Annotated in this window: 9 protein-coding genes; 7 read left to right on the top strand and 2 right to left on the bottom strand. The window is 61.7% G+C overall.

Annotated features, from left to right (window positions below; genetic code table 11):
- Positions 1-170: 170 nt before the first annotated feature.
- Positions 171-2,354: an NADP-dependent isocitrate dehydrogenase gene (locus HMPREF3147_RS07275; protein WP_070446424.1), complete on the bottom strand. Its 2,184-nt coding sequence runs from the start codon at positions 2,352-2,354 to the stop codon at positions 171-173.
- 182 nt (positions 2,355-2,536) lie between these two features.
- Between HMPREF3147_RS07275 and HMPREF3147_RS07270 the strand changes: the two genes are divergently transcribed.
- The 6 genes from HMPREF3147_RS07270 to HMPREF3147_RS07245 all read left to right on the top strand — a co-directional run bounded on the left by HMPREF3147_RS07270 (position 2,537) and on the right by HMPREF3147_RS07245 (position 7,926).
- Positions 2,537-3,772, top strand: coding sequence for an MFS transporter (locus HMPREF3147_RS07270; RefSeq protein ID WP_210384582.1), 1,236 nt, complete (start codon positions 2,537-2,539; stop codon positions 3,770-3,772).
- 10 nt (positions 3,773-3,782) lie between these two features.
- Positions 3,783-4,682, top strand: coding sequence for an exodeoxyribonuclease III (locus HMPREF3147_RS07265; protein WP_070446419.1), 900 nt, complete (start codon positions 3,783-3,785; stop codon positions 4,680-4,682).
- A 65-nt stretch (positions 4,683-4,747) separates the two neighbouring features.
- The gene (locus tag HMPREF3147_RS07260) at positions 4,748-4,939 is read left to right on the top strand and encodes a hypothetical protein (protein WP_049157254.1); all 192 of its coding nucleotides are present in this window, start codon (positions 4,748-4,750) and stop codon (positions 4,937-4,939) included.
- A gap of 48 nt (positions 4,940-4,987) precedes the next feature.
- On the top strand, positions 4,988-6,022 hold the full coding sequence (gene trpS, locus HMPREF3147_RS07255; RefSeq protein WP_070446415.1) for a tryptophan--tRNA ligase: 1,035 nt from the start codon (positions 4,988-4,990) through the stop codon (positions 6,020-6,022).
- Between the two features lie 74 nt (positions 6,023-6,096).
- Positions 6,097-7,179, top strand: coding sequence for a YhjD/YihY/BrkB family envelope integrity protein (locus HMPREF3147_RS07250; protein ID WP_070446413.1), 1,083 nt, complete (start codon positions 6,097-6,099; stop codon positions 7,177-7,179).
- 6 nt (positions 7,180-7,185) lie between these two features.
- Positions 7,186-7,926 carry an RDD family protein gene (locus tag HMPREF3147_RS07245; protein ID WP_070446411.1) on the top strand — a complete coding sequence of 247 codons (741 nt, stop codon included), beginning with the start codon at positions 7,186-7,188 and terminating at the stop codon, positions 7,924-7,926.
- Here the strand turns inward: HMPREF3147_RS07245 and HMPREF3147_RS07240 are convergent.
- Positions 7,901-9,121 (bottom strand): D-alanyl-D-alanine carboxypeptidase family protein, encoded by a 1,221-nt coding sequence (locus tag HMPREF3147_RS07240; protein ID WP_070446409.1) that lies wholly within the window; start codon positions 9,119-9,121, stop codon positions 7,901-7,903. The genes HMPREF3147_RS07245 and HMPREF3147_RS07240 overlap by 26 nt on opposite strands.
- 39 nt (positions 9,122-9,160) lie before the next feature.
- Between HMPREF3147_RS07240 and HMPREF3147_RS07235 the strand changes: the two genes are divergently transcribed.
- Positions 9,161-10,045, top strand: coding sequence for an amidohydrolase family protein (locus HMPREF3147_RS07235; RefSeq protein WP_201828658.1), 885 nt, complete (start codon positions 9,161-9,163; stop codon positions 10,043-10,045).

Raw genomic sequence — 10,045 nt, 5'->3', positions numbered from 1 at the left:
AAGAAAAAGTCTTCGCAGCTCAACGGGTATAAATAGCGTCGCGGAGTGCTGTTTCAGGTCTGTTTGCGATTAATGAAGCAAGAAAAGGCTCGACCCACTCATCGTGGATCGAGCCTTTGCGGTGGCCTAGCCTTAGTCTAAGACTCCGGGGCTAGGGAAGAAGCGCAGAATTACTTCTTCAGGCCATCAATGATGTCGTTGAAGGCAGCGACTGGGCGCATGACCTCGGCTAGCTTCTCCTCGTTCGGGGCGTAGTAGCCGCCGAGGTCGACGGGGGAGCCTTGGACGTCGAGAAGCGCCTGCTCAATCTCGCCTGCCTTGGCCTCGAGGGACTCAGCAACTGGCTTGAAAGCCTCGGCCAGCTCGGCGTCGTCGGTCTGTGCAGCCAGCTCCTTGGCCCAGTTAAGGGTCAGGAAGAAGTGGGAGCCGCGGTTGTCGTTCTCGCCGACCTTGCGGGACGGGGACTTGCCCTCATCCAGCAGGGTCTCGGTGGCCTTGTCCAACGCTGCGGCCAGGACACCTGCCTTGGCGTTGCCGTTGGTGTTGTGCTCGTGGCGGAAGGACTCAGCCAGAGCCAGGAACTCACCGAGGGAATCCCAGCGCAAGTGGTTCTCCTCCTGGACCTGCTGGACGTGCTTCGGAGCGGAGCCGCCGGCACCGGTCTCGAACAGGCCACCGCCAGCCATGAGCGGAACCACAGACAGCATCTTTGCGGAGGTGCCTAGCTCGAGGATGGGGAAGAGGTCGGTGTTGTAGTCACGCAGGACGTTACCGGTGACCGAGATGGTGTCCTCGCCCTTGCGGATGCGCTCGACGGAGATCTTGGTCGCGGTAACCGGATCCTCGATGGAGATGTCGAGCCCCTCGGTGTCGTGATCCTGCAGGTACTTGTTGACCAGCTCGATGAGGTTGGCGTCGTGGCCGCGCTCCGGGTCGAGCCAGAAGATGGCCTTCATGCCGGACAGGCGAGCACGGTTGACGGCCAGCTTGACCCAGTCCTGGATCGGGGCGTCCTTGGTCTGGCAAGCGCGCCAGATGTCGCCCTCCTCCACGTCGTGGGAGATAAGGGCCTCACCCTTGGAGTTGCGGACCTCAACGGTGCCGGCAGCCGGCACCTTGAAGGTCTTGTTGTGGGAGCCGTACTCCTCAGCCTTCTGTGCCATGAGGCCGACGTTCGGGACGGTACCCATGGTGGTCGGATCGTAGGCGCCGTTAGCCTTGCAGTCCTCGATGACGGCCTGGTACACGCCGGCGTAGGAGGAATCCGGGATGACGGCGAGGGTGTCCTGCTCCTCGTCGTTCTTGTTCCACATGTGGCCGGAGGTGCGGATCATAGCCGGCATGGAGGCGTCAATAATGACATCGGAGGGAACGTGCAGGTTGGTAATGCCCTTGTGGGAGTTGACCATGGCGAGGTCCGGGCCCGCGGCAAGCGCGTCGTCGAAGGCAGCCTTGATCTCAGCACCGTTCTCGAGCTTGTCCAGACCCTCGTAGATAGCGCCCAGGCCGTTCTCGCCGTTGAGGCCAGCAGCCTCGAGCTCCTCGCCGTACTTCTCAAAGACGTCAGCGAAGAAAGCGCGGACGACATGGCCGAAGATGATGGGGTCAGACACCTTCATCATGGTGGCCTTGAGGTGAGCGGAGAAGAGCACGCCCTCTTCCTTGGCACGGGCAACCTGAGCCTTGAGGAACTCGTCGAGTGCCTTGGCGGACATGAAGGTGCCGTCGATGACCTCGCCCTTGAGGACCGGCAGCTTCTCCAGCAGGGTCTGCTCGCCCTCGGCGGTCTTCAGAACGATGGAGAGGGTGTCCTCCTCCGGCATGATGACGGACTTCTCGTTGTGGCGGAAGTCATCTGCGTCCATGGTGGCCACGTTGGTCTTGGAATCAGCGGACCACGCACCCATCTTGTGCGGGTTCTTCTTAGCAAAGTTCTTGACTGCAATCGGGGCGCGGCGGTCGGAGTTGCCCTCACGCAGAACCGGGTTCACAGCGGAGCCCTTGACGGCGTCGTACTTCTCCTGAGCCTCTTCGTACTCCGGGAGATCAAAACCGGCTGCCTGCAGCTCAGCGATGGCCTTCTTCAGCTGCACCAGGGAAGCGGAGATGTTCGGCAGCTTAATGATGTTGGCTTCCGGCGTCTTGGCCAGCTCGCCGAGCTCAGCCAGGGCATCGGAGACCTTCTTGTCACCAAGGCGCTCCGGGAACTGGGCCAGGATGCGGCCGGCTAGGGAAATGTCGCGGGTTTCCACCTCGATGCCTGCGGTGGACGCGAAGGCCTCCACGACTGGCTTGAAGGAGTAGGTCGCCAGCAACGGCGCCTCGTCGGTACGGGTCCAGATAATCTTTGCCATGGTTCTCCTAAAGAAGTTGAAAACTGTTCAACCTCACAGGATACCTGTCTTATTTTCTCGCGGTGCCGGTCCCCCTGTGACTCGCACCACCAGTGGGGGAGGTCTGTGTATTTGGCACAACCTTTCCGGCTGGACTTACGAGCAACGCGGCGAGAGTACTAAGGTCTGCCCCCGTGAAACCGATGAATACCAGTATCCAACGCCGTCCCGTCCCGCGCCAGACGGAAATCTCCGCGACGCGCCGCACCATCGTGATGATCGCCATGGCGCTGGGTGCCTTCGCCATCGGCACCACCGAGTTCACCTCGATGGGCCTGCTGCCACTCATCGCGGATGATTTCGGTATTACGGAAGACACGGCGTCGGTGGTTATCGCCGTCTATGCGCTTGGTGTCGTCGTGGGCGCGCCAGTGATTGCGGCGCTCACGGGCAAACTTCCACGCCGCCGACTGATTATCCTGCTCATAGGCTTTCTACTCGTGGGTAACCTGCTGACGGCCCTGGCCCCGAACTACGGTGTTCTGCTGGTGGCGCGCTTCATTGCGGGTCTGCCGCATGGCGCATACTTTTCCGTAGCTAATCTGGCGGCGGCCTCGATGGCCCCACCGGGCAAGCAAGGTTTTGCCATGTCGATGGTGGGCATGGGCCTTTCCGTTGCCACCGTGATCGGTGTACCGGCAGCCCAAGCCCTAGGCCAGGGACTGGGCTGGCATTCGGCCTACTACTTGGTCGTGGTCCTTGCAGCCTTAACGATGGTGCTGCTCTTTTTCCTCTTCCCGCACATGACGCGTATGCCGGAAACGGATATGTTCACCGAGCTCGGCGCGTTGAAGAACAGCCAGGTCCTGCTCACCGTGTTCCTCGGCACCGTCGGCTTCGGCGGTATGTTCGCCGTCTACACCTACATCACGTGGACCATGACGGAGGTCGCCGGCATGGACCCGAACCACACCTGGATTGTGCTCATGGCCTATGGCATCGGTATGACTGTCGGCAACGTCGCCGGCGGTGCGCTGGCAGACCGAAACCTGGAATTTGGCATCATCTTTGCTCTCATCTGCATGGTCGGTGTGTCCGTGGCCTTCTACTTCCTGGCGCACAACGCGTGGGCGGGCACGATTGCCTTTGGTGTCTTGGCCTTCTTTGGCTCCATTCTCGTGCCCTCTCTGCAGCTTCGCCTCGTCAACGTGGCGGGGGATGCGCAGAGCCTCGCGGCGGCCTTGAACCAGTCGGCCCTCAATATCGCCAATGCGGCGGGTGCTGCTATCGGCGGTGCGGTCGTGGGCGCAGGTTATTCCTATAACTCCACCGCCCTCGCTGGTGCGGGGTTGGCGGTGGCCGGCTGCATCACCTGGGTTATCACCATGTGGGACAAGCGCCGCCTAGCCCCTTCCGTGAAGATTATTGAACAGAGTTAGACTGGCCGGCATGAGTTTCACCATCGCCTCCGTCAACGTTAACGGCATCCGCGCGGCCTGCAAACAGCGCAATGAGAACAACCCGGGTATGAACGCGTGGTTGGAGACCACGCCGGCCGACGTCGTCCTCATGCAGGAGGTGCGCGCCAACCCCGAGCAGACCCAGAAGGCCCTGGCCCCAGCCCTGGAGGCCGGATGGAACCTGGTGCAGGCCGAATCCGCCGCCAAGGGCCGCGCGGGCGTGGGCATCCTATCGAAGCATGCGCTTGGCGACGTCTCCGTAGGCTTCGGCTCCTTCGCCGAATCCGGCCGCTTCATCGCCGCCACCGTGGAAGGCGTGCGCGTGGCCTCTTTGTATCTGCCCTCCGGCGATACTGATTCCCCGAAGCAGGATGAGAAGTACCTCTTCTTGGATGAATTCTCTGAAGTTTTGGATGAGATGGCCGCGACGTATCCGGAGTCTGTTATCGGCGGTGATTGGAACATCTGCCACCGCGCCCAGGACTTGAAGAACAACAAGCCCAACGAGAAGAAGTCCGGACACTTGCCGGAGGAGCGAGCCTTCATGGACCGCGTTTTTGGCTCTTTCCCGGATGATGAGCCCCAGGAGAAGAAGGGGCTTGGGGACTGGCTCGGCGTGGTGGACTACGAAACCAAGACCGCCTGGGAGGCGGCCAAGGATCCGCAATGGTTTGACGTCGCCAGGCGCCTGCACCCGGAGGCCGAGGGGCCCTATACCTGGTGGACCTACCGCGGCCAGGCTTTCAACAACGACGCCGGGTGGCGCATTGACTATCAGGCTGCCACGAAGGCCATGCTGGAGCGCGCGCAGCGCACGTGGGTGGAGAAGGCGCCGACGGTGGAGGAGCGCTGGTCCGATCACTCTCCGCTTCTGGTGGAGTACAAGTAGCCCACATCAAGTAGTGGTACGATAATCCCGTCTTAACGTCCTTTTCTATTTCGCAGGAGATGCTCATGACCCGCGCAATCATCTACTTTGTCCTCGGCGCTATTCTGCTTGCCCTGGGTATCTGGTGGTGGACCATCGTCGGACCGTCCTTTGCCTTCCTTGGCCCGATCGTCCTCCAGGGTGTTGGCGGCGCGTTCATGGTGGCCGGTTTCGCCGTGATGATGGACGTTATTAGCCCGACCTCCCGCAAGATTTAACCGACGCAGCGCCTCCCCGGCGGAGGCGGCAGAGTAGAGTGATCAACCATGACTGACTCCACTTCTGCATCGACCTCCGCTTCTCGAGTCCTCTCTGGTATTCAGCCCACGGCGGACTCCTACCACCTGGGTAACTACCTTGGAGCGCTCAAGCAGTGGATTGACCTGCAAGACTCCCACGAGGCTTTTTACTTCATCCCGGACCTGCACGCCATCACAGTGGAGCAGAACCCGGAGGAGCTGCGCCACCGCACCGTGGCGGGCGCCGCGCAGCTCATCGCATTGGGCATTGACCCGGCGAAATCCACCCTCTTCGTACAATCCCACGTCCCCGCACACGCGGAGCTGACGTGGGTTTTGCAGTGCCTGACCGGCTTCGGTGAGGCTTCCCGCATGACCCAGTTCAAGGACAAGTCCCTCAAACAGGGCCAGGACCGCACGTCCGTGGGCCTATTTACCTATCCCGTCCTGATGGCCGCGGATATCCTCCTGTATTCCCCGCACTATGTGCCGGTGGGGGAGGATCAGCGCCAGCACCTTGAGCTCACCCGCAACCTGGCGGAGCGCTTCAACAACAAGTACGGCGAGGTCTTCCGTGTGCCGGAGGCCTTCATTCCGGAAGGTTCGGCCAAGATTTATGACCTGCAGGAGCCAACGGCCAAGATGTCGAAGTCGGGTGCTAACCCGAAGGGCATCGTAAACCTGCTCGATGCTCCCAAGACCTCCGCCAAGCGCATCAAGTCCGCGGTGACCGATGACCTTGGCGTGGTGGCCTTTGACCGCGAGAAGCAGCCCGGTGTGTCCAACCTGCTGGCCATTCAGTCCGCGCTGACTGGCGAGAGCATCCCGGACCTCGTGGACAAGTACGAGGGCCAGGGCTATGGCCACCTGAAGGTGGACACGGCGGAAGCACTTGAGGCTTTCACCACTCCGCTGAAGGCTCGCTACGACGAGCTCATGGAAGACCGCGGCGAGTTGGAGCGTATTTTGGCCAAGGGCGCCGAGCACGCCACGGAGATTGCCACCCCGCTCGTGGACAAGGTCTACGAGGCGGTGGGCTTTCTCCCCGCGCGTCGCGGCTGAGTTGGCTAGCATGATGAAGACTGTGTAGAGGATTCTGTAACTTATTTCTGTAATTCATAAAAAGGGGAAAGCCTGTGGCGCCAACGACTCAACCCGATGAGAAAAAGACTGATGATTACGGCATCGAGCGTGCATATGCCGATGAGCCGGGAGCGGTAGATAAGGTCCGCGAGAAGTCCGGTTTTATCGACCACATCATGAAGATGCTGGATCGCTACGGTAGCCAAGGCGGCAACCAGTTCGCGGCCGGAATTACGTATTTCTCGGTTCTTGCTATCTTCCCCATCTTCATGCTCACGGTGGCAGCCATCGCCACCGTGTTGGCCAATCGCCCCGATCTCATGCAACAACTGGAAGAGCAGATCGCGAACGCCGTGTCGGGCGATCTGGGGGATTCGATTACGGAGCTTCTCCATACCGCGATTGAACAGCGCGGTGCGATGTACGGCATCGGTGGCCTCACCACCCTGTGGTCTGGGCTCGGCTGGATGAATAACCTGCGCATCGGCATTTCGGCGATGTGGATGCAGGATCCGACTGACGCCCCGGGCAACTTTGTGACCAAGAAGCTCAGCGACCTGCTGGGGCTCATCGGCCTGCTCGTGGCCATGGTTATCGCCTTCGGCGTGACGGCGGCGGGTTCCTCCGGACTGACCCAAAAGATCTTCGAGTGGGTTGGTATCGAGTCCTTCCCAGGAATGGGAACGGTGCTGGTTATCGCCGGCATCGTGATCGGTCTCATCGCTAACTTCCTCGTCTTCTGGTGGATGGTGGCTTTCCTGCCGCGCACGAAGGTGCCCACCAAGTCTGGTCTGAAGGGCGCGGCTATCGGCGCTGTGATCTTTGAGGCCATCAAACAGCTGTCCACCATCATCATGTCCTCCGCGGCAGGCAACCCGGCCGGCGCCGTGTTTGGCCCGGTGATCGTCCTCATGGTGGTCATGTACTTGGTCTGGCGCGTCGTGCTTTACGTCTCCGCCTGGACAGCCACCACCGAGGAGTCCCTCGAGCTGCTGGTTCCGCCGGTTCCGGATCAGGCAGTCATCCGCGTCCGCAACGAGATCCGCCAGGGCCCGAACACGGGCGTGACCTTGGGCGCCGGTGCTGCCCTTGGTGCGGCCGCCGCGGGTGCGTGGGCCCTGCTGCGGCGAAAGTAGGGCGGGATGCTACCAGCGTCTTTTGCCCCGAACCTTTATGCGCACTTCACCCTGGATTCGCGCGCGACCTCACGCGAGCTCAGCGTGCAGCTAGCGGCTGCTGACGCCCACCTCGAAGGCCTCGGCTACCTCCCCGAGGACTCCGAACGCGAGGAACTCGCCGTTGCCGCCCGCATTCTCTGCGAGCCCTCGTCCCGAGCCAGCTATGACCAAATGATGGAATCAGGTGCTCGGCTCACGTGGGCGCAGCTCGATGACTACGCCACTACCGGCCGCTGGGGCGAGAGCTATCATGCTGCCACACCCGCCGCGCCTGTTCAGGACGCCCCGCGCGCTACTCCCGGTACCCGAGTGCTTTTGGCCGTCATCGACTACGTCATTGCGGCGATTGGTGTGTCCCTCTTGCTAAGCGTCGGGGTATACAACTCCACTCTCAATGAGGTCTGGCTCACCAGTTTCTCGGGGATCATCACGGTGGCCTATTACATCTGCTTCGAAGTCCTAGTTGGGGCAACGCCGGCGAAGCTGATAGCTGGATACACGGTGCGCGATGTCACCACCCACAACAAGCTCACCTGGCAGCAGAGCATCAAGCGCAACTGGTGGCGCGTGGCCTCCCTCGTGCCGCTCATCGGCCCGCTCATTGCCTTCTTTGGTGCCCTGTACGTGGTGACCACGATTGGTCCGAAGAATGCGCTGCGCGGCCAGCACGACATTATGGCTAACGCCGAAGTAGTGAAAAAGTAGCAACCACTACGACCAGGAGAGCGACGAGCCCTGCCACGAGCCACCCAATCCAGCCCTGCGAGTCCCCAAAGGATGAAGACCCCGCAGTCGCCTCCGGGGTGGCGGGCGTGGACGGCGTGGTAGGAGCCGGGGTGGTTGGTGCAGATTCCGAGGGCTCCTCTTGTCCAGCCGCGAAATCATCCACAAGCCCTACGCCATCGCCGGGGCGGACGTCGGAGGCTTCGTCGAGAAGCATCTGCGCCTGCTCCCAAGCGCGGAAACCATGCTCGACGGTTGTATCGAGGAGGACCGCCTGCAGGCGGCGCCCGCCGCGATTAATCGCGCCGACGAAGGTATGGTGCGCGTCCTCGGTATAGCCGGTCTTGCCACCAATACCGTCCGGGTCGTTGAGGAAGAGCCCATTGTCGTTCCACAGCTCATAACCGGGCATGTCACCCCAGCCGGGAAACTCCACGTGCTCGGTATCGACGATGCGCGCGAAGGTGTCGTTGGCAAAAGCCGCGCGGTAGATCAACGAGATATCCGCCGCGGACGTCGACATGCCTGCCGCGTCCAAACCGGAGTAGCTCGCCGCCACCGTCGAGCGCGTGCCAATCTCCTGTGCCTTCGCGTTGACTTTCTCCAGCGCCTTCTCATCCCCGCCAACAGCCTGCGCGAGGGCGTGCGCGGCGTCGTTGCCGGAAGCCATGAGTAGACCCTGTAAAAGCTGCTCCACGGTATAGACACCATCGGGGCCGAGGCCGACGGCGGAGCCTTCGACGGAGGCGTCGTCAAGCGTGGCGGTGATGCGCTGGTCCAGGGGCAGCTCTTCGATGACCACGAGCGCCAGCAGCGCCTTGATGATGGAGGCTGGGCGGTAGCGCCCGTTGGGATCCTTCATGGCGATGATTTCGCCAGTATCCAGGTCGCTAACCATCCACGCCGAAGCCACAACGTCCTTATTGACCCGAAAACCGCGCGGGGCTGTCACACCGCACGCAGCGCCCTCAACCGCGGGAAGGGGAGTGGGCGCTTCCTGGCCAGGTGCCAACCTCTCAGAGGTGGTCGTCGGTTCCTCGGGAACAAGGGAATGCGGGCAGGAGTCGGTATCCGGCGCGGTGGTGCGCGTGGGCGATGAGGACTCTTCCTCTTCTGCAAACGCGGGCGGCGTCGCGGCTAAGGCGAGGGCAGTGAGGATCGCGGGGACATGTTTCATAGCGTGCTTAATCCTAGACCGCGTCCTAGGATGATCCTCATGCATGACGCACCTCTGATTAGCCCCGAAAATAAAGACTCCGGCGCTGAGATTTTCGCCGGTCTGCCCAAGGTGACGCTCTTGGCGCCGTTGCCCACGGATGCTTCCACCCCAGAGGAGCTCCGCGCGGCCACGCACGCTGTTGTGCAGGCGCTTGCCAGCGACCACGTGGTCTACGCCGAGCTCCGCCTGTGCCCCAGTGCTTTCTCCTTCGGTGCCGCCGAGGCGCTCGCTGCGGCGCGGGAAGGACTCGACGTTCCTGGAATTGATGCTCGCCTCCTCGTTGAGGGCGATGCCAATAGCTGGGATGTAGGCGAAGGCGTTGCTGGTGCTGCGCTGACAAAGTTGTCTGCGGCTGAGAAGCTCCGCGCAGATTTCATCCCGTGGGAGCGGGACGTTGCCTCCTATGAGGATGCCGTGGTGGCTGTGCAGGCGGGTGCGACACGCCTTGTGCACGCCACTGATCTTGTCGATGACTTCAGCGCTGATCTCGACGGCGTTCGCCCTGGCAAGGCATCCGCGTGGGTGCGGGATCGCCGCATCGCGTTGACCTTCGCGCCGCTGGAGGAGCTGCCCGCAGAGGAGCTGGCTGACCATCCTCTGCCGCTGCTGCAGCAGCTTGGCTTTACCTGCACCGTGGCAGGCGAGAAGCTCAGTGACGTTTTCCTGGCCCTGAGCGAGACCTTCGGCTATGGGCTGGAGGAGTTCTTCGATCTCACTATCAAGGCGATTGAGAACTCTTTTGCCAGTGAAGAAGACCGCCAGCGCCTCATCGAGCAGGAAATCCTACCCGCCTACGAGGAGCTAGCGGATCCGGAATTCGCGGAAGACGCTTCTGATGTGAACGCTTCCGAAGCGGAAGAAGACAGCGAGTCTTCCGAGTAA

The sequence above is a fragment of the Corynebacterium sp. HMSC05D03 genome (genome assembly GCF_001807205.1).
GTDB lineage: Bacteria > Actinomycetota > Actinomycetes > Mycobacteriales > Mycobacteriaceae > Corynebacterium > Corynebacterium aurimucosum.
The sequence above is the reverse complement of the archived record's forward strand: the minus strand, read 5'-3'. Positions and strand labels throughout refer to the sequence as shown.

Coding starts and splice junctions, on each gene's coding strand:
- HMPREF3147_RS07275 (WP_070446424.1), bottom strand. CDS start 2,354: ATGGCAAAGATTATCTGGACCCGTACCGACGAGGCGCCGTTGCTGGCG.
- HMPREF3147_RS07270 (WP_210384582.1), top strand. CDS start 2,537: ATGAATACCAGTATCCAACGCCGTCCCGTCCCGCGCCAGACGGAAATC.
- HMPREF3147_RS07265 (WP_070446419.1), top strand. CDS start 3,783: ATGAGTTTCACCATCGCCTCCGTCAACGTTAACGGCATCCGCGCGGCC.
- HMPREF3147_RS07260 (WP_049157254.1), top strand. CDS start 4,748: ATGACCCGCGCAATCATCTACTTTGTCCTCGGCGCTATTCTGCTTGCC.
- trpS (WP_070446415.1), top strand. CDS start 4,988: ATGACTGACTCCACTTCTGCATCGACCTCCGCTTCTCGAGTCCTCTCT.
- HMPREF3147_RS07245 (WP_070446411.1), top strand. CDS start 7,186: ATGCTACCAGCGTCTTTTGCCCCGAACCTTTATGCGCACTTCACCCTG.
- HMPREF3147_RS07240 (WP_070446409.1), bottom strand. CDS start 9,121: ATGAAACATGTCCCCGCGATCCTCACTGCCCTCGCCTTAGCCGCGACG.
- HMPREF3147_RS07235 (WP_201828658.1), top strand. CDS start 9,161: ATGCATGACGCACCTCTGATTAGCCCCGAAAATAAAGACTCCGGCGCT.